General features: G+C 60.6%; 16 protein-coding genes. 11 read left to right on the forward strand and 5 right to left on the reverse strand.

Features of this window, described 5'->3' with window-relative positions; all coding sequences use genetic code 11:
• The first annotated feature begins 162 nt into the window (after window positions 1–162).
• The 3 genes from DWZ01_RS04340 to DWZ01_RS04350 all read left to right on the forward strand — a co-directional run bounded on the left by DWZ01_RS04340 (window position 163) and on the right by DWZ01_RS04350 (window position 3,345).
• Window positions 163–1,776, forward strand: a complete 1,614-nt coding sequence (locus DWZ01_RS04340; RefSeq protein WP_117848208.1) for a peptide chain release factor 3 — start codon at window positions 163–165, stop codon at window positions 1,774–1,776.
• Between the two features lie 156 nt (window positions 1,777–1,932).
• A complete protein-coding gene (locus DWZ01_RS04345; protein ID WP_226812554.1) occupies window positions 1,933–2,655 on the forward strand; it encodes a VUT family protein in 723 nt (240 codons plus the stop codon).
• 9 nt (window positions 2,656–2,664) lie between these two features.
• A complete protein-coding gene (locus DWZ01_RS04350) occupies window positions 2,665–3,345 on the forward strand; it encodes an SDR family NAD(P)-dependent oxidoreductase (RefSeq protein WP_117848210.1) in 681 nt (226 codons plus the stop codon).
• A 50-nt stretch (window positions 3,346–3,395) separates the two neighbouring features.
• Here the strand turns inward: DWZ01_RS04350 and DWZ01_RS04355 are convergent, their stop codons facing one another.
• Both DWZ01_RS04355 and DWZ01_RS04360 read right to left on the reverse strand, forming a co-directional pair.
• Entirely contained in the window at window positions 3,396–4,121 is a 726-nt protein-coding gene (locus tag DWZ01_RS04355; RefSeq protein WP_117848212.1) for a uracil-DNA glycosylase, read from the reverse strand.
• A gap of 88 nt (window positions 4,122–4,209) precedes the next feature.
• The gene (locus DWZ01_RS04360) at window positions 4,210–5,112 is read right to left on the reverse strand and encodes a DMT family transporter (RefSeq protein WP_117848213.1); all 903 of its coding nucleotides are present in this window, start codon (window positions 5,110–5,112) and stop codon (window positions 4,210–4,212) included.
• 158 nt (window positions 5,113–5,270) lie between these two features.
• Between DWZ01_RS04360 and DWZ01_RS04365 the strand changes: the two genes are divergently transcribed.
• The gene (locus DWZ01_RS04365) at window positions 5,271–6,137 is read left to right on the forward strand and encodes a LysR family transcriptional regulator (RefSeq protein WP_117848215.1); all 867 of its coding nucleotides are present in this window, start codon (window positions 5,271–5,273) and stop codon (window positions 6,135–6,137) included.
• 27 nt (window positions 6,138–6,164) lie between these two features.
• On the opposite strand, the gene DWZ01_RS04370 is transcribed toward DWZ01_RS04365, so the two are convergent.
• On the reverse strand, window positions 6,165–7,547 hold the full coding sequence (locus DWZ01_RS04370) for an MATE family efflux transporter (RefSeq protein WP_117848217.1): 1,383 nt from the start codon (window positions 7,545–7,547) through the stop codon (window positions 6,165–6,167).
• A 244-nt stretch (window positions 7,548–7,791) separates the two neighbouring features.
• On the opposite strand from DWZ01_RS04370, the gene DWZ01_RS04375 reads away from it, so the two are divergent.
• Complete coding sequence (locus DWZ01_RS04375; RefSeq protein ID WP_117848219.1) at window positions 7,792–8,607, forward strand: putative RNA methyltransferase; 816 nt, start codon at window positions 7,792–7,794, stop codon at window positions 8,605–8,607.
• Between the two features lie 128 nt (window positions 8,608–8,735).
• On the opposite strand, the gene DWZ01_RS04380 is transcribed toward DWZ01_RS04375, so the two are convergent.
• Window positions 8,736–9,137 carry a hypothetical protein gene (locus DWZ01_RS04380; protein WP_117848220.1) on the reverse strand — a complete coding sequence of 134 codons (402 nt, stop codon included), beginning with the start codon at window positions 9,135–9,137 and terminating at the stop codon, window positions 8,736–8,738.
• 434 nt (window positions 9,138–9,571) lie between these two features.
• Here DWZ01_RS04380 and DWZ01_RS04385 point away from each other — a divergent pair, with 434 nt between their 5' ends.
• On the forward strand, window positions 9,572–10,276 hold the full coding sequence (locus DWZ01_RS04385; protein ID WP_117758262.1) for a class I SAM-dependent methyltransferase: 705 nt from the start codon (window positions 9,572–9,574) through the stop codon (window positions 10,274–10,276).
• A 67-nt stretch (window positions 10,277–10,343) separates the two neighbouring features.
• Here DWZ01_RS04385 and DWZ01_RS04390 read toward each other — a convergent pair whose 3' ends face one another.
• Window positions 10,344–10,640, reverse strand: a complete 297-nt coding sequence (locus DWZ01_RS04390) for a hypothetical protein (protein WP_055310006.1) — start codon at window positions 10,638–10,640, stop codon at window positions 10,344–10,346.
• A gap of 76 nt (window positions 10,641–10,716) precedes the next feature.
• Here DWZ01_RS04390 and DWZ01_RS04395 point away from each other — a divergent pair, with 76 nt between their 5' ends.
• The 5 genes from DWZ01_RS04395 (at window position 10,717) to DWZ01_RS04415 (ending at window position 17,876) form a co-directional block, all read left to right on the forward strand.
• Window positions 10,717–11,205, forward strand: a complete 489-nt coding sequence (locus DWZ01_RS04395; RefSeq protein ID WP_117736485.1) for a GNAT family N-acetyltransferase — start codon at window positions 10,717–10,719, stop codon at window positions 11,203–11,205.
• A gap of 304 nt (window positions 11,206–11,509) precedes the next feature.
• Window positions 11,510–13,513 (forward strand): translation factor GTPase family protein, encoded by a 2,004-nt coding sequence (locus tag DWZ01_RS04400; protein ID WP_117848222.1) that lies wholly within the window; start codon window positions 11,510–11,512, stop codon window positions 13,511–13,513.
• A gap of 93 nt (window positions 13,514–13,606) precedes the next feature.
• Window positions 13,607–14,725, forward strand: a complete 1,119-nt coding sequence (locus tag DWZ01_RS04405; RefSeq protein WP_117848223.1) for an AAA family ATPase — start codon at window positions 13,607–13,609, stop codon at window positions 14,723–14,725.
• Window positions 14,726–14,776: 51 nt separating this feature from the next.
• Window positions 14,777–15,331 (forward strand): GNAT family N-acetyltransferase, encoded by a 555-nt coding sequence (locus tag DWZ01_RS04410; protein ID WP_117848225.1) that lies wholly within the window; start codon window positions 14,777–14,779, stop codon window positions 15,329–15,331.
• Window positions 15,332–15,383: 52 nt separating this feature from the next.
• Entirely contained in the window at window positions 15,384–17,876 is a 2,493-nt protein-coding gene (locus tag DWZ01_RS04415; protein WP_117848227.1) for an excinuclease ABC subunit UvrA, read from the forward strand.
• The last annotated feature ends 17 nt before the right edge of the window (window positions 17,877–17,893 follow it).

Raw genomic sequence — 17,893 nt, forward strand, 5'->3', positions numbered from 1 at the left:
ATACACTATGCACAGTTACGCAAGAGACAAATTCGGATTAAGCCGGCTACCCAGACCCCAACTGATGAATTTGTCCTGATAGGTGCCCTATGGCGAGGTTTCACGGCTACAATAGGGCAGTTACATCGACGTAATGCATATAGAACGCAAGAAAGGATCCGCATGGCAAGCCTGTCGGATGAAATCTCGTCGCGCCGCACATTCGCGATCATCAGCCACCCGGACGCCGGTAAGACCACGCTTACCGAGAAGCTGCTGCTCTATACCGGCAGCATCCAGACTGCCGGCTCGGTCAAGGGCAAGAGCTCGGCCAAGCATGCTGTCTCGGACTGGATGGACATCGAGAAGGAGCGCGGCATCTCCGTCACCTCCTCGGTGCTGCAGTTCACCTATAACGGCGCCTGTGTCAACATTCTCGATACCCCCGGCCACCAGGACTTCTCGGAGGATACCTACCGTACCCTTATGGCCGCCGACGCTGCGGTCATGGTCATCGACGGCGCCAAGGGCGTCGAGGCCCAGACCAAAAAGCTCTTTAAGGTCTGCACACTGCGTCACATCCCCATCTTCACCTTTGTGAACAAGCTCGACCACGAGGCTCGCGATCCGTTTGAGCTCATGGAAGAGATCGAGAACGTTCTGGGCATCAATACGTATCCCATGAATTGGCCGATCGGCAGCGGCCGCAACTTCCGCGGCGTGTTCGACCGTCAGACCCGTCGTGTCATTGCCTTTGAGGGCGATGGCCACGCCAACGCCACCAAGAAGGTCGCCGAGGTCGAGGCCGAGCTGGGCGATCCTTCTATGGACGAGCTCATCGGCGAGGAAAACCATAAGAACCTGATGGACGACATCGAGCTGCTCGATGGCGCCGGCGATGAGCTCGACTTGGATGCCGTGGCCTGCGGCAAGCTGAGCCCGGCGTTCTTTGGCTCGGCGCTCACCAACTTTGGCGTGGAGCCCTTCCTCAAGGAGTTCCTGCGCCTGGCCCCGACGCCGCGCGCCTATACCGATACGCTCACCAACGAGCCGGTCGATCCCTGCCGCGACGACTTTAGCGGCTTTGTGTTTAAGATCCAGGCCAACATGGACAAGAACCACCGCGACCGCATCGCCTTTGTGCGCATTTGCTCGGGCAAGTTCGAGCGCGGCATGGACGCCTTCCACGTGCAGGGCAACCGCAAGCTCAAGCTTGCCACGGGTACCTCGATGATGGCCGATGACCGCGCCATCGTGGACGAGGCGTATGCGGGCGATATCGTGGGCCTGTTCGACCCGGGTATCTTTAGCATCGGCGACACCGTGTGCTCCGGCAAGCGCCACGTGCAGTATCCGCAGATCCCGACGTTTGCCCCCGAGATGTTCGCTCGCATTACGCAGGTCGATACGCTCAAACGCAAGCAGTTCGTCAAGGGCATGGAGGAGCTTGCCCAGGAGGGAGCTATCCAGATCTTCCGCGAGCTGGGTGCCGGTATGGAGAGCGTCATCGTGGGCGTGGTCGGCGTGCTGCAGTTTGAGGTACTCGAGCGCCGCCTCAAGGCCGAGTACCGTGTTGAGGTTCGTCGCCAGCCGCTGCCCTATACGGACATCCGCTGGATCCAGAACGACCCCGACACCATCGATATCCCGGGCCTTTCGCTCACGCGCGACACCCTGCGCGTCGAGGACATGCGCGGCGGCAAGCTGCTGCTGTTCACGAGTCCGTGGAACGTGGATTGGGCAACCGACCACAACCCCGACCTTATCCTGTCGGAGTTTGGCAACGTGGCCTTTTAACGCATCGGCGCGGTGACCCTGCGGGGCTGCCGCGCCATTTACTTGCCTGATGCCGTGTGAGCGGCTATCATACCCACCGTCGTCTCAAGACCGGGGCGTCCGAGCAGTTCGGGTCCGATATCCTGCTCGTTAAACCTAAAACCAAAGGAGTACATAATGATCAAGAAGGTCATGGAGGACTACAAGGTCCTGTTGCGGAGCATTCCCGCGGCAACGGTTTCGCTGTTTTTCGTGAGTGTCATCATGATGAACCTGCTGGCCAACAAAGAGCTTATCAGCCTGCCGTATCTGGCACTCGATTGCGGCTTTGTGGTGAGCTGGGTTTCGTTTTTGTGCCAGGACATGATCTGCAAGCGCTTTGGCGCCAAGGCATCCATCAAAATCTCTATCCTCGCGCTGCTGGTCAATCTGGCCGTGAGTCTGTGCTTTTGGGCATGCTCGCTCACGCCCGGCATGTGGGGCGCCTACTACGACACGGGTATGATCGAGGTCAACACCGCCCTTAACGCCACCATCGGCGGCACCTGGTACGTGGTGCTGGGCTCTTCGCTGGCAATGCTCGTTTCTGCCGTGGTTAACTCCACACTCAACCAGTCGCTCGGTCGTATGCTCAAAAAGAATAACTTTGCGAGCTTTGCCTTCCGCTCTTATGTGTCCACGGGTGTTGGCCAGTTTATCGACAACTTGGTCTTTGCCATTGTGGTGAGCCACACGTTCTTTGGTTGGACCTGGGTGCAGGTCCTTATGTGCTCGCTGACCGGCGCTGTTGCCGAGCTGCTGTGCGAGGTCTTCCTGAGCCCCGTGGGCTACAAGGTCGTGCGTGGCTGGGAGCGTGAGAATGTGGGCGCCGAGTACCTCGAGCGCCACGCAACCGCCTAAGGGGCAAGTATGCGGGTTTTGATCACGGGCGCTTCGGGCGGTATCGGAGCCGCGTGTGTGCAGCGTTTTTTGAACGAGGGCCACGAGGTCGTGGGCTTTGATCTGCTGCCGGCGGCGATCGAACACGAGCGCTACCGCCATCTGATTGTTGATGTCCGCGAACCGGACTCGTTTCCAGGTGACCTTGAACCCCAGGTAATCGTGAACGTTGCCGGTACGCAGGATTCGGCCGATGACATCGCCGCCAACCTGTGTGGCACCATCAACGTGACCGAGCGTTACGCCTTTGTGGGGGAGGGGCTCGCCGCCAAGCCGGCGCCAGCTATTAAATCCGTGGTCAATGTGGGGTCGGCGAGCGGGCATACGGGATCGGAGTTTCCCGCCTATGCCGCCAGCAAGGGCGGCGTTATCGCCTACACCAAGAACCTTGCAAACCGCCTGGCACCGCAGGCCATCGCCAACAGTGTGGACCCGGGCGGCGTTATCACGCCGCTCAACCGTTGCGTGATGGATGACGAGCACCTGTGGAACCAGATTATGGAGCTCACGCCGCTTAAGCGCTGGGCCACCGCCCAAGAGATCGCCGAGTGGATCTACTTTGTGGGCGTGACCAACCGGTTTATGACCGGGCAGAGTTTGCTGATCGATGGCGGCGAGGCCGGCCGCACACAATTTATTTGGCCCGAATAGGAAACGCGTCCGATGGAAAGCCGTCGGGCGCGTTTTTGATGTCTCGATTTTTAGTCGAGGCAAGTCCAGTTGACGGGGGTCGAGCCGTGCTGTTCGAGTAGCCGATTGGCAGCGGAGAAGGGACGCGACCCCATAAAGGCGGGGAGTTCTGCCGTGGCACGGTTGGCCGAAAGCGGCGAGGGGTGCGTGGAGGCCAGGCAGAACTTGCCGGTTGCCTTGCCCGCGCCGGTCGCGGCGAGCTTGCCCTCAACCATTTGCTGGGCAAAGCGGCCCCATGCCAAAAAGACTACCGGCTGGGGCAGCTGACAGCAGCGTTCGATAACGTAGTCGGTCAGGGTGCTCCAGCCTAGTTTGGCGTGCGAGTTGGCGGCATGCTCGCGCACGGTGAGCGTAGTATTGAGGAGTAGGACGCCCTGCTGTGCCCATGGTGTTAGGTCTCCCGTGGCGGGAATGGGGCAACCCAGATCGGCTTTGAGTTCCTTATAGATGTTGCGCAGGCTCGGCGGCAACTTGGTTTGCGTCGCGGGGACCGAGAACGACAGTCCCATGGCCTGGTTGGGCCCGTGATAGGGGTCTTGACCCAAGATGACAACCTTGACCTGGTCGGCTGGCGTGTAGGCGAGGGCATTGAGGATGTCGTCTTGTGCCGGGTAGATGGTCTGCTCGGCACGCAAAAGGGCGATGCGCTCGAGCAGCTGGTTCGTCGTGTCACGTACCGGCTGCGGCGCATCGCCCAACCAAGTTGCTATGTTGCGGTCGCGAGCTGCGGTGTCCATGGGGCTCCTTTATGACAGATGCTCTGTTGACATCTATTGTAAAGGCACACCGGTTGCCTTTATGCCGCGGCTGTATGAGAAGTGGGGTCTACGAGATGTGCTCGGGCGCTCCTGCCATGCGAGCCTGTCCATGTGCGCGGAGGCGCGGAGGCTCGACGGTTGCCACCATGACGCCGGTGAGGATGAGGGCGGCGCCAAAGAAGGCGATGGGGCTCAGGACCTCGCCGACCAGGAAGAACGAGAAGACGGCAGAGCAGACCGGCTCGAGCGAGAAAGCGAAGCCGGTGGTCTCGGCAGGCACGTGGGGCTGCACGAGCGTTTGGGTGATAAAACCGTAGGCAGAGCAGATGAGTGCGAGTGCGACGACAACGACGACCTCGCTGGGCGTACTGGGAAGGGTGAAGCCGCCAAAGACGCACGCGGCGATACCCGAGAATAAGCCGCCGAAGCCTAGCTGCCAAACGCCCAGAGCCAGCGGGTCGACATCTTCGACAAAGCGCTTCGCCACAATGATATGGCCGGCATAGACAAAGGCGGAGAGCAGCATGATGATCGCGCCGGGATTCAGGCTGGTAAAGTCGGCGCCCGAGAGCAGCAGCATGCCGCAGGTGACGATGGCGGTGCCGACGAGCACTTTGCGCTCGGGGGCGCGGCGCAGCAGGGCGGCGTTGGCAAACGGCACAATCACGACCGTCAGGCTCTGTAAAAAGCCGGCGGTGGAGGCAGAAGTGAGGCTGGAGCCCAGACACATGCAGGTGAGCTCGGTTGCCATGATGGCACCGATGATGGCGGCGCGAACCATAAGGTCGCGATTGATGCGGAAAGTGCGTTTGTGAAAGAGCAGCAGGCAGGCCGCAAAGGCGATGATGCAGCGCAGCGCAACGATGCTCGTGGCGTTCATGCTGTCCATGCCGATCTTCATGAGGGGGTACGAAAAGCCCCATGCGACGGGAACGGAAAATGAGAGCGCGATTGCTTTTTTGCGATCCATGGGACTCCTTTTGTTGCAGAACGGTTTCGTAAAAAGGATTCTGCTCCCAGATTTTGATGTAGTAAAGCGAATGTATCTTCAGTATGATTAAGAAATGCTAATGTCGGAAGAAAAAGCCCTGGCAAAACGTTTTACGGCTACATCGATGGGGAGGCACGATGGCATCGCGGTATCAGATTGCGTGTATGGTGGTCGATTGCGGCAGCCTGAAACGCGCGGCCGACGAGCTAGGCTATACGCAAAGTGCGGTGAGCCAGGCCGTCAAGGCACTCGAGCGCGAGCTGGGCACCACGCTTATCGAGCGCGGCAAGCAGGGCGTGTCGCTTACGCGCGACGGCAAGCAGTATCTGCCGTATCTGCGCCAAATCGTAACTGCCGAGGCCGAGCTTGAGGGCAAGCGCCAGGAGCTGCTGGGGCTCTCCTCGACTGATATTCGTATTGCGACGTTTACCAACGTGAGTCGTACCGTGCTGCCGCGCGTGATCCGCGACTTTGGGGCCCTGCATCCGGGCGTGCACTTTACCCTCAAGCAGGGCGATTACACGCGCAACGCCCAGTGGGTGCACGATGGCGTGGTTGACTTTTGCTTTACGGCACGCGGTTTTACCGCTGGGCTCGAGAAGCGCGTGGTCTATCACGACGAGTTGGTGGCACTGCTGCCGGCCGCGCATCCGCTGGCGGCAAAGGAAAAGGTGACACTTGCCGACCTGGCGTCCGAGCCGTTTGTGCTGCTGGATGAGGGCGAACAGAGTCTGGTGCTCGATGCATTCGCGGCGCATGGGCTGTCGCCGCACGTGACGAGCGAGGTGACCGACGACTATACCATCATGGCGATGGTGGAGGAGGGCCTAGGCGTGAGTATGCTGTATCGCCGTACCGTCGAGGGCATGCGGGCCGATATTCACGTGCGTCCCATCGTGCATGCCCCCTCGCGCGACGTAGTGGCGGCCTGGCGCAGCTGGGACACCATGCCCATCGCCACGAGGCGTTTTATCGACTATATGAGCTCGCATATTGTTAATTAATGACTGGCGTGACGTTGAGTGTGGTGTTTAGCGGGCTGTCGCTTTGGCTTGCGCCAGACGGTAGGTGCGTGCCGGGTGGCAGAGCAGTACCGCCACGACCATAAAGAACGCCGTGGTGCCCAGGCTGATGGGGTAGACCATCATGATGTTCGCAAAGGTGCGGAAGTGCGGGAACACGCAGAACACCCAATAGAAGCGGATGCCGCAGACGCAAATCATGGTGATGAGGGCGGGCATGAGCGAGATGCCAAAGCCGCGCAGATAACCGGACATGTTCTCGTAGAACATGCTAAAGGCGTACGCCGGGAAGATCGAACACACGCGGATATAGCCGATCGAGACGATGTTGGGGTCGCTGTTGAACAACGCCAGGATCTCGCGCCCCAGACCGACGATGATGACGATGGTGGTGAGCGCGACGATGCCGCCTTCGACCAGGCAGACCTTGAGCGTCTTGGTGCAGCGGTCGATCTGGCGCGCGCCGTGGTTTTGCCCCACAAAGGTGGTGCAAGCCTGGCTAAAGCTGTTGAGCAGGTTGTAGCACACATACTCCAAGCTCATGGCGGCGCTGGATGCCGCCATGACCTCGGTGCCCAGGCTGTTGATGGCGGACTGGATGATGATGTTGGCGACGGCAAAGACGGCGCTTTGGATACCGGCGGGCAGGCCGATCTTGACGATGCGCTTGAGGGCGACGGGGTCGATAGCTAGGTCGTGTAGGGTGACGCGGACGACGGAGTCGGTCTTGAGCAGGCGGATAAAGAGCGTGGCGGCGCTGACGGTGTAGGCGATGGCGGTGGCGATAGCGACGCCCGCGACGCCCCAGTGGAGTACGGGGACAAAGATGAGGTCCAGGCCAATGTTGAGGACGGTGGACACGGCAAGCGCCTGCAGCGGCATGCGGGTGATGCCGACGGAGCGGAAGATCGCGGCCTCAAAGTTGTAGAGCAAGATCGAGGGCATGCTCAGCAAAAAGACGCGTAGGTAGAGTGAGGCGAGCGGCATGGTCTCGGCAGGCACGTTGAGCGCGGCGAGCATGGGCTCGGCAAAGATCTCGCCCAGTGCGATGACGACAAAGCCCACGAGCGCCATTAAAATCGAGGTATGGACGGCACGTTTGACCATGTTCTGATCGTTGCGGCCGATAGCGTTGGCAATGACCACGTTGGAGCCAAGCGACATGCCAATAAACAGGTTGAGCATAAGACTGGTAAGCGGAACATTAGAGCCGACCGCTGCCATGGCAAGGGTTCCCTGGTCGCCCGAGAAGTTGCCGATGATGACCGTGGCGATGAGGTTCGATAGCTGCTCAAGGATGCTCGTGGCGGCGACGGGAAAGGCGAATAGGGGAATATTGCGCCACAGCGAGCCGGTAGTCATGTCAATGTGCTTGGACGCGGTATCAGTCATACGCTCTCAATCTCTACTATGCGATTCGCTAGATATTTGCGCAGACGATGATACTCCTAATGCATCCAGCCGGCACTTAGGGACGTTCCTTTTCTGCCGGCAGCTGGGGACACTCCTTCAGACTAGTCATTTGGTCGTTGGGGACGTTCTTAAACGACTAGTCATTCAAGAACGTCCCCAATGACTAGGTGGGGGAGGCGTGAGACAATGGTGGGCGTTGTGTTGTCCGCGCTAAGGAGTTGCCATGTTGTTGTGTCCCGTTTGCCATGAGCCGTTGGTGGACGATGAGCGCGGTGCTGCATGCGCGGGCGGACATCGGTTTGACCGTGCGCGCGAGGGCTATCTGTATCTGCTGCGCTCGTCCAAGAGCGGCGACTCCATGGGCGATCCCAAGTCGCAGGCGCGCAGTCGTCGCGACTTTTTGAACCGCGGTTACTATGCGCCGTTGCGCGATGCGATGGTCGAGCTGGTGCGCGAGCAGGCGCCTGGGTGTGCGGCATCTACCGGCACCCCCATGACCTTGCTCGATATTTGCTGTGGCGAGGGCTACTACACGAGCGCCATGGGTGCGGTGCCGGGCGTGGAGGCTTTCGGGTTCGACTTGGGCAAAGAGATGGTGCGCCTGGCTGCCAAGCGCGGCGATGCGACCTATTTCGTGGCCAACATGAAGGATATCCCCGTGGCTGATGGCGCCTTCGATATGGTGACCGAGCTCTTCGCCCCCTTTAACGAGCGTGAATTTGCCCGCGTGCTGGTGCCCGAGGGCTCGCTCTACACCGTGGTGCCGGGTGCTCGGCATCTGTTTGGGCTCAAGGAGGTGCTCTACGACACGCCATATCTCAACGATGAGAAGCTGCCGAAGACGACCGAGCTCGAGTTGGTGGGAACGCAACGGGTATCTGCGAACATTACGCTCCAGACGCAGGCCGACATCGAGGCGGTGTTCCAGATGACGCCGTACTACTACCGCACGCGCCCTGCCGATAAAGAGCGCCTGGCAAACCTGGACACCCTTCAGACCGATATCGACTTCATCATTGCCGAGTACCGTCACAGCTAACAACCTGCCAAAAAGGGACAGGTTTATTTTGGCAGGTTTTATCTGGGCAAACGTAAAGGGCCGACCGCGGAGATGCGCGATCGGCCCTTTTTAGTTGCTTGGCTACAAAGGTTATGAGAAGCGAGCGCTTACAGGCGGTCCTTGTTCTCGGCCTTAATGTCGTGTGCCTGCTGAATAAAGAACAGGTCGTACACCACGATGACAAAGGCGCCAAAGTTGATGGCGTCGCCGCCAAACGCGGGAAGCGTGAGCACGGCCTGCGCAATCGTGGCGATTGCGGCGACGATGCCGAGCTTAAACGCACCATCCACCTGCGAAGGCTTGTTGGCGCCCTTGATGCCCGCAACACCTGCGGCAAGATCGACAAGACCCTTGATGACAAGTACGGCCGCGGCGAGCATGGCGTTCGACCCGTACGTGGAATCGAGGCTGCCCTTGGCGATGCCGACGCCGGCGATGACGAGGCTGGCGATGCCCAAAACAAAGTAAATGAGGGCAAGGACTTTGAGTGTCTTGCGAGTGAAGCTCATGGCTGGTCCTTTCGATACGAGTACGCCAACCTGGCGCACCCTATGTGCTGCACATATGGTGAAGCACATTGTAGTTCAACGCGGCGATGCATGCGCCTGAAAGCGTCTCTTGCCTGCACGGTTCAACCTTTCAAAAAGGAAAGCTGGACGTAAGTCAAATCGATGGCAGCGCATGCGCGGCGCTGCGATGATGAGGCCATGGTAAGAGCTGGACCGAAGGAGGAGCCATGATGTACGGAGTCAAGCAAGTGGATGAGCCGCGGTCGCTGGGAAGGCGCATGAGTGATTCTGTGATCGCTGCCGTGTGCACGGTATTGATGGCGGTGCTTTGCATTGGGATGCTGTGGACCATGTCGCATGTGGGACAATAACGGACGGTTGGGTGCCGACATGAATGGCGCCCATGTATTCGTTTTGTTTGCTAAGGAGTGTCCATGGGCGTCGTCGATCCCTTTTCTGTTGCTCGGGCTGCTGGGCTCGAGCTCGTGCGGACGTCCGAGGGCCTTACGCTCACCGACGGCACGATGGAGTTGCGTGCCGATTTTGGCCGCATGCTTCCACGGCTCAAGCAGGGTCGTCTGCAGCAAGAGCTGTTGGTAAAGGCTGCGCGCACAAAAGGCATCGAACAACCATGGGCGATTGACGCCACGGCAGGCTTTGGCGAGGATTCGCTGCTGCTGGCGGCAGCGGGCTTTACCGTCGATCTGTATGAGCAGGATTGCGTGATCGCGGCGCTGCTCCAGGATGCCCTGGATCGCGCGGCAGATGATTCGGCGCTTGCGGCCGCCGTGGCGCGCATGCACTTACATGCGGGCGAGGACAGCATTGCCGGCCTTCGCCATACGGCTGAGCTGGTCGAGCGCGATGAGCTCGCGGCTCCCGACGTGGTGTATCTGGACCCCATGTTTCCTGAGCGCACCAAGAGCGCGGCGGTCAAAAAGAAGTTCCAGCTCTTGCACCATCTGGAACAGCCGTGTGCCGATGAGGAGACGCTGGTTAAAACTGCGCTTGCAGTGCGGCCGCGCAAGGTCGTTATCAAACGGCCGGTGAAGGGCCCATTGCTTGCCGGCGTTAAGCCGAGCTATCAGCTTGCGGGCAAGGCCGTCCGCTACGATGTTTTGGTGCCGCCGCGCCCGTAGCCTGCGCGTGATGGCCGGCGATGTGTCGGTGCCGTGCCGCTGCGTGAGCGCCGCTCCGTTGCGGAGCCTATTTCCAAGGATGCGACGTCAGATGCCACCCGCCGCAGTATTCGCATTTGTAGCAGGCCAAACCACGCCGTCCACGGTTTTCGCAGTCGGCCATAACGGCCTCGGCCTCGGCGCGTGTGTCGTAGCGGTTTTTGCGCTCGCACGATTTGTAGCGCCAAGCCTCATCGCGCTCGGCGTCCAGGGCATCGCGGCGCTCGTCCTCGCGCGCAAACAGGTCGCTCATATCGCCGCCGGTGGCAGCGCCCAAAAACTCGCTTTTGGCCTTTGACCAGGCGGCTCGCTTTTTGCTTCCCATCCGCTCCTTGCCCTTTCCAAACGCTGGTATCATTGCTCAATCAAAGTGATACCAATAAACGTGAGGTCGCCGCGTGATGATCAGAAAAACCCTCGAGACCGACATTCCCGCCGTCATGGCTATCTATGATGCCGCCCGCGCCTTTATGCGCGCGCATGGCAACGCCACGCAGTGGCCCGAGGGCACGCCTTCGGCCGAGCAGCTGGCTGCCGATATCGCCGCCGGTGGCAGCTATGTGTGCGAAGTCGACGGTCGCGTGGTGGCGACGTTTGCCTTTTTGCCGGGCCCGGACGAGTGCTATGACGTCATCGAGGACGGTCAGTGGCGCAGCGACACTCCGTACGCCGTGCTGCACCGCGTGGCGTCCGACGGCACCGTGCACGGTATCGCGGCCGCGATGTTTGCCTTTGCCAAGGAGCGTGCCGACCATCTGCGTATCGATACGCACGCGGACAACCTGCCCATGCAGGGTGCGAGCCTCAAGGCAGGGTTCGAGCGCGCCGGCGTCGTGTATGTGTCCGACGGCACGCCGCGCGTTGCGTTCGACTGGCTGCGCGAGGCATAAGGGCCGAGTCACATACCAGCGTTTCATCGAAATGAAAATGGCCCCGCGTGGGGCCATTTTTGGTAAAACGCGTCGTTGTGGGACTCGCATTGTTACCGCCTCAGATGAGACCGGGCAGACAAAAGGGGAGGTGCCGGCTTTCGTAAGGCGCGAACCTACGAAAATCGCCGCGCGGCAACGCAGGGCGATGAGCTTGGTCGGGGGATAGGGCCCGCTTCGCCCGCCGGCCCGTAAATTGTATCATCCAGTGTGGAACGAGGATGCCCGTTGCCGAGTGCGACGGGCTTGCAATAAGAGGAGAGCCATGTCGAAGCAAGCGGTCGTTGGAATCTTGGCGCATGTCGATGCCGGCAAGACCACACTGGCCGAGGCCATGCTGTTCTGCGCGGGTCGCATTCGCAAGCGCGGCCGCGTGGACGATGGCGACTCGCACCTGGATACCAACGCCATCGAGCGCGAGCGCGGCATCACGATTTTCTCGTCGCAGGCTGTGCTCGACCATGGTGACACCCACGTTATGCTCGTGGACGCTCCCGGCCATGTCGATTTTTCTGCCGAGGCGGAGCGCACGCTGCGTGCCCTGGACTACGCGATTCTGGTGGTAGGCGCCAACGATGGCGTACAGGGGCACACCGAAACCCTGTGGCGCCTGCTTGCGCGCTATGACATCCCGACGTTCATCTTTATCAACAAGATCGATTTGGAGAATCCCGGCCGCGATGTTTTGCTGGCACAACTTGGGCAACGTCTTTCTGAGGGGTGCCTGGATGCCAACGAACTGCTGGCGGGTGGCGCCGTTCAGGAGGACGCTGCTGCGTTGGACGAAGCGGCGCTCGAGGAGTTTCTTGAGGCGGGCGAGCTTTCTGTTGCAACGCTGTCGTGCATGGTTGCCGAGCGCAAGCTATTTCCCTGCTTTGCCGGCTCGGCTCTCAAGGACCAAGGCGTGGACGAGCTGTTGGATGGTATATGCGCGCTGATGCGCGAACAGGCGTGGCTCCCGGAGTTTGCCGCGCGCGTCTATCGCGTCAGCCGCGGGGATCGTGGCGAGCGCTTGGCTTGGGTTAAAGTGACCGGCGGCACGCTGCATGCCAAACAGATGATTGACGGACGTTCCGGCGCCGAGGCATGGGAGCAGAAGGTCGATCAGGTCCGCATCTATAACGGCGAGAAGTATGAGCTTGCCCAAGAAGTTGCCGCTGGCGGTATTTGTGCCGTGACGGGTCTTGCGCACGTTCGCCCAGGGGACGCCTTGGGCGCGGAACCCGCGTGCGATGCGCCCGTCATTGCGCCAGTTCTCACCTATACGGTGCTTCCGGGCGAACACGACGTCCACACGGTGTTCAAAGCATTGACTGAGTTGGCGGATGAAGATCCTATGCTCGGCGTAAGCTGGAATACGCATCTCGAGCAGATTCATTTGCAGTTGATGGGCGCCGTGCAACTCGAGGTCGTACAGCGGGTGTTGGTCGATCGCTTTGGCCTTTCGGTTGAGTTTGAGTCTGGCGGCATTCTCTATAAGGAGACTATTTCGCAGCCGGTCGAGGGCGTGGGCCACTTTGAGCCGCTGCGCCACTATGCCGAGGTGCATTTGCGCCTGGAGCCGTTGCCAGCGGGTTCGGGCGTGCAGTTTGGCACCGTGACCTCGACCGACGAGCTCGATCTTAACTGGCAGCGTTTGGCACTCACCAACGCCATGGAGCGCGATCACCTGGGTGCGCTGACCGGCTCGCCCATCACCGATGTGCGCATTACGCTTACGGGCGGCCGCGCGCATGCCAAACACACCGAGGGCGGCGATTTTCGCCAGGCCACGTACCGCGCGATTCGCCAGGGTTTGATGCAGGCGCGTGAGGTCGGCGCAGCCGTGCTGCTGGAGCCGTGGTATCACTTTGAGCTCGAAGTGCCGGGGGAGTGCGTGGGCCGGGCGCTCTCGGATGCCACGCGTATGGGCGCCGAGTGCAAGCCGCCGACGATGACGGGCGACCGGGCGAAGCTTGTGGGTCGCGTGCCGGCATCCGAGGTGCAGGATTATGCGCTGGAGGTGGCTGCCTACACGAGCGGTCGCGGTCATCTGTACCTGGAGTTCGCCGGCTATGCGCCTTGTCACGATGCCGAGCGCGTCATTGAGACGGCCGCCTATGAGCCCGAGGCCGATCTGCCCAACACGCCCGATTCGGTCTTTTGCTCTCACGGCGCCGGTTACACGGTCAAATGGCACGACGTACCCGCCGCGGCGCACGTAAAGGTCGATCCCGCTACCTTCCGCCCCTGGCGAGCAGCAGATGCCGAGTTTTTCGGCCACATGTGACAAAGGGACAGTTCCTTTGTCACATCCTGTTGGTATAACTCGGTACAAGTTGGTATAACTATTACCAGGGTTTGCCAATCCGAGGAGGCCGACATGAATCCAAATCCCTTTAAGCCCACGGCTGGTAAGCGGCCTCCGATACTCATTGGTCGCGAGTCGGTCATCGAAGATTTCGAGGAAGGGCTCGATAACGGCGCCGGAGCGCCGGGTAGGCTCATGCTCATTACGGGAAACCGCGGCTGTGGCAAAACAGTTCTCTTGCGGGAGCTACAGCGTTTGGCTAGTGAGCGCGGATGGGCGGTTGTCTCCGATTCCGCTTCGCTTGGCTTATGCGACCGCTTGGCCGACGCGCTTCGCTCGAATAGGCCCGTTGTGACGTCAATGGAATTCGGTCCGTCGTTTGGCCGGATGTCGGTCGAGGCGGCGCGAGCAAAGGGCGAGACGTTGCGAGGGCTGGTCAACGAACGCCTCAAGAAGCTCGGTCCAGGCAAGGGCATACTGTTTGCGATTGACGAGGCGCAATCTGCATCTATCGAGGAACTGGCGGCTCTTGCCGTTCTCTATCAGCAGGTGCTCGGAGACCAGGATGCCACGGGCTTGTCCGATAGCGACCAGTGCGGCCTTGCGCTTGTTTTTGCCGGCTTACCCAGTATGGTTGACGATCTGCTCGAAGAGCCGAGCGTGACGTTTTTGCGGCGTGCCCAGCAGCGTACGCTGGGGGCGATATCTTTGCCCAAGGTGCGCGATTCGTATATCCAGACGGTCAAAGACGCTGGTCTTTATGTTGACGCGGAGACAGCGGACCTTGCGGCACACAAGAGCATGGGGCATCCCTATATGGTTCAGCTGGTGGGCTATTACATGTGGCGCTCTGCTGTCCGGCGTGGCTCGCAGGTCATTGAAAGGCGCGATGTCGAGGATGGGCATGCGGATGCCGTCTCCGAGTTCTACGAAGCGGTTGACGCGCCTCTGTATTACGGGCTGCGCAGTCCGCAACGCCTCTATATCGAGGCCATGGCTGCTGACGGGGGCAAACCGACACGCATGTCGGACATCATTGAGCGCTGCGACCGTACTCAGAGCTGGGCGAGCAAATATCGCGCAAGCCTGATTCGCGAGCGCGTCATCGAGGCTGCCGGATACGGCCTCGTCCGGTTTACCGTGCCCATGCTGGGCGAGTACATCCGCGACCGCGTTTTATGGCATGAGTGATGCGACAAAGGGACGGCCCCTTTATCACATCGATATTTGAGAGACTAAATTATGGTGATTCATACTGAGCGTTTGACGCTTCGTCCGTGGCGCGAGACGGATGCGGCGAGCCTGTTTACATATGCGAGCGACCCGGATGTGGGGCCGGCTGCGGGCTGGCCGCCCCATCGAAGCATTGAGGAAAGCAGAGAGATCATTCGGACGGTCTTTACGGCGCCCCATACCTTTGCCATTTGCCTGCCTGAGACAGACGAGCCCGTGGGCAGCATCGGGCTCATGCCGCCTCGCTGTGAGTCGAACAGCCAAAGAGGCGGACTCGAGTTCGAGGTGGGCTATTGGATCGCCAAGCCATTTTGGGGCCGAGGCTTTGCTCCCGAAGCAGTACGAGCCATGCAGCGCTATGCGTTCGAAACGCTTGGCTGCAAGGCGCTTTGGTGTGGATACTATGAGGGCAATAACAAGTCGTTACGCGTCCAGCAAAAATGTGGGTTCGCGCCACATCACGTTGAGCGCGACGTGCCCTGCGAGCTTATGGGCGATGTACGCACCGAGTGCTTTACGTATTTGACCTGCGAAGACTGGCGCAGGCAGGCACGGTACGAGTAATGTGACAAAGGGACAGCCCTCTTGTCATATTCGATCAACTGGAAGGGGAGCGATGGCGGTGTCGCAACAACCAAGTGCTATCGAGGTGCGTGGTGCACGTGTCCACAACCTCAAGGACATCGATATCGATATCCCGCTGGGAAAGCTCGTGGGTATTGCCGGCGTGTCGGGTTCGGGTAAGAGCTCGCTGGCACTGGGCGTTCTTTACGCCGAGGGTTCGCGCCGTTACCTGGAGGCGCTCAGCACCTATACTCGACGTCGCCTGACGCAAGCCGAGCACGCCCAGGTGGACGAGGTGCTGCACGTGCCGGCGGCGCTCGCATTGCATCAACGCCCCAGCGTGCCGGGCGTGCGTTCCACCTTTGGCACCATGACCGAGCTCAACAATAGCCTGCGCCTGCTCTTTAGCCGCTGTGCCCATCACGTGTGCCCGCATTGCGGGGCGCGTGTGGAGCCGAGCCTTAACGTGGCCGCAGGTCTGTCGCTCACGTGTCCGACATGCGGCCGCGAGTTCTACGCGCCGAGTGCCGAGGATCTGGCTTTCAATAGTGGCGGTGCGTGCCCTACCTGCGGCGGTACCGGTGTCATGCGCGAGGTGGACGAGGCGAGCCTGGTGCCCGATGAGTCAAAGACCATCAACGAGGGTGCGGTGCTTCCCTGGGGTACGCTCATGTGGGATCTGATGAAGCAGGTGGCAGGCGAGATGGGCGTACGCACCGACGTACCGTTTAACCAGCTCACGCCTCAAGAGCGCGATATCGTGTTTCACGGCCCGGCGGTTAAGAAGCACATTCTCTACGTTCCCAAAAACGGCGAGGGGGCCACGCCGCTCGACTTCACCTATTACAACGCTGTCTATACCGTCGAGAACGCACTCGCAAAGGTCAAAGACGACAAGGGCCTCAAACGCGTTGCACGCTTTTTGCGCGAGGGGCCATGCCGTGACTGTGGCGGCACGCGTCTCTCCGAGACTGCGCGCCAGCCTCAGGTGCGCGGTATCAATCTAGCGCAGGCCGCGGCCATGACGCTTAGTGATGCGGTTGAGTGGGTGCACGGGGTGCCCGCATCCTTGCCGGCCGAGATGCAGCCCATGGCGACGGATATCTGCGATTCGTTTTTGAGTGCGGCCCGTCGCTTGGTCGACCTGGGCCTCGATTACCTTTCGCTCGACCGCGCCGGCGCCACGCTTTCCACGGGCGAGCGCCAGCGCGTGCAGCTTGCTCGCGTGGTGCGTAACCGATCGACGGGCGTGCTCTATGTGCTGGACGAGCCCTCGATTGGCTTGCATCCTGCCAATGTCGACGGCCTGGTAGGCGTGATGCGCGACCTGGTAGGCGACGGCAACACCGTGGTCGTTGTCGACCACGACACACGCGTGCTGGCGGAAGCCGACTATCTGGTCGAGATGGGCCCCGTTGCCGGAGCAGGCGGCGGTAACGTGATCGCTGCAGGTACGGTGGACGAGGTCGAACAATCGCAGGGCAGCCGCATCGCCCCGTTTTTGCGCGCAGACCCCAAGCGCTTGAGCCCGCAGGTGACTGACGAGGAAATGTTCGACCAGGGCCACATCCGCATGGCGACCGATACCATCCATACCGTCAAGCCGCTCGAAGTCGATATCCCGCGCGGCCGTCTCGTTGCGGTGACGGGCGTTTCGGGTTCGGGTAAGACGACGTTGGTGCTCGAGACGCTCATCCCGGCGCTTAAGGCGCAGGCAGCTGGCGAGCGCCTGCCAAGCCATGTGCGCTGGGTCGACGCCGAGGGTATCGCACGCGCCAACCTGATTGATGCCACGCCCATCGGCGCCAACGTGCGCTCGACGGTAGCGACCTATGCCGACATCCATGATGAGCTGCGCCGCGCTTTCGCCCGTACGCCCGAGGCCAAAGCAGCCGGCTACAAGGCGGGTGCCTTTAGCTACAATACTGGCACTCTGCGCTGCCCTACGTGCGATGGCACGGGATCGATATCGCTCGACGTGCAGTTTCTGCCCGACGTCGAGATCGTCTGCCCGGCATGTCGCGGCTCACGTTATGCAGACGCTGCTTCGCATATCCATCGCGAGGGCAAGGACGGGAGTCTGCTTACGTTGCCGCAGCTCATGGACATGAGCGTGGACGAGGCCCTCGACGCCACGGTGGGACTCAAGAAGGTTCAGGCGCGCTTGCAGACCTTGCACGACCTGGGCTTGGGTTATCTCACGCTCGGTGAGCCCACGCCGGCGCTTTCGGGCGGCGAGGCGCAGCGTCTTAAGCTTGCGAGCGAGATGGGCCGTGTGCAGGATGATGCCGTGTTTGTGTTCGACGAGCCCACGATCGGACTACATCCGCTCGATGTCCAGGTGTTGCTGAGTGTGTTCGACGGCCTTGTTGCCAAGGGCGCCACGGTTATCGTGATCGAGCACGATCTTGACCTTATCCGTAACGCCGATTACGTGATCGACATGGGACCGGGCGGTGGCGACGCCGGCGGGCAAATCGTCTGCGCCGGTACGCCGGCGGATATCGCTACTTGCTCCAGGAGCATTACCGGTCGTTATCTATAGGCGATGTGACAAAGGGA

It is taken from the genome of Collinsella sp. AF28-5AC (assembly GCF_003457875.1).
Classification (GTDB): Bacteria; Actinomycetota; Coriobacteriia; order Coriobacteriales; family Coriobacteriaceae; genus Collinsella.

Excerpts from the sequence above, each read along its gene's own strand:
- DWZ01_RS04340 (WP_117848208.1), top strand. The coding sequence starts at position 163 with ATGGCAAGCCTGTCGGATGAAATCTCGTCGCGCCGCACATTCGCGATC.
- DWZ01_RS04345 (WP_226812554.1), top strand. The coding sequence starts at position 1,933 with ATGATCAAGAAGGTCATGGAGGACTACAAGGTCCTGTTGCGGAGCATT.
- DWZ01_RS04350 (WP_117848210.1), top strand. The coding sequence starts at position 2,665 with ATGCGGGTTTTGATCACGGGCGCTTCGGGCGGTATCGGAGCCGCGTGT.
- DWZ01_RS04355 (WP_117848212.1), bottom strand. The coding sequence starts at position 4,121 with ATGGACACCGCAGCTCGCGACCGCAACATAGCAACTTGGTTGGGCGAT.
- DWZ01_RS04360 (WP_117848213.1), bottom strand. The coding sequence starts at position 5,112 with ATGGATCGCAAAAAAGCAATCGCGCTCTCATTTTCCGTTCCCGTCGCA.
- DWZ01_RS04365 (WP_117848215.1), top strand. The coding sequence starts at position 5,271 with ATGGCATCGCGGTATCAGATTGCGTGTATGGTGGTCGATTGCGGCAGC.
- DWZ01_RS04370 (WP_117848217.1), bottom strand. The coding sequence starts at position 7,547 with ATGACTGATACCGCGTCCAAGCACATTGACATGACTACCGGCTCGCTG.
- DWZ01_RS04375 (WP_117848219.1), top strand. The coding sequence starts at position 7,792 with ATGTTGTTGTGTCCCGTTTGCCATGAGCCGTTGGTGGACGATGAGCGC.
- DWZ01_RS04380 (WP_117848220.1), bottom strand. The coding sequence starts at position 9,137 with ATGAGCTTCACTCGCAAGACACTCAAAGTCCTTGCCCTCATTTACTTT.
- DWZ01_RS04385 (WP_117758262.1), top strand. The coding sequence starts at position 9,572 with ATGGGCGTCGTCGATCCCTTTTCTGTTGCTCGGGCTGCTGGGCTCGAG.
- DWZ01_RS04390 (WP_055310006.1), bottom strand. The coding sequence starts at position 10,640 with ATGGGAAGCAAAAAGCGAGCCGCCTGGTCAAAGGCCAAAAGCGAGTTT.
- DWZ01_RS04395 (WP_117736485.1), top strand. The coding sequence starts at position 10,717 with ATGATCAGAAAAACCCTCGAGACCGACATTCCCGCCGTCATGGCTATC.
- DWZ01_RS04400 (WP_117848222.1), top strand. The coding sequence starts at position 11,510 with ATGTCGAAGCAAGCGGTCGTTGGAATCTTGGCGCATGTCGATGCCGGC.
- DWZ01_RS04405 (WP_117848223.1), top strand. The coding sequence starts at position 13,607 with ATGAATCCAAATCCCTTTAAGCCCACGGCTGGTAAGCGGCCTCCGATA.
- DWZ01_RS04410 (WP_117848225.1), top strand. The coding sequence starts at position 14,777 with ATGGTGATTCATACTGAGCGTTTGACGCTTCGTCCGTGGCGCGAGACG.
- DWZ01_RS04415 (WP_117848227.1), top strand. The coding sequence starts at position 15,384 with ATGGCGGTGTCGCAACAACCAAGTGCTATCGAGGTGCGTGGTGCACGT.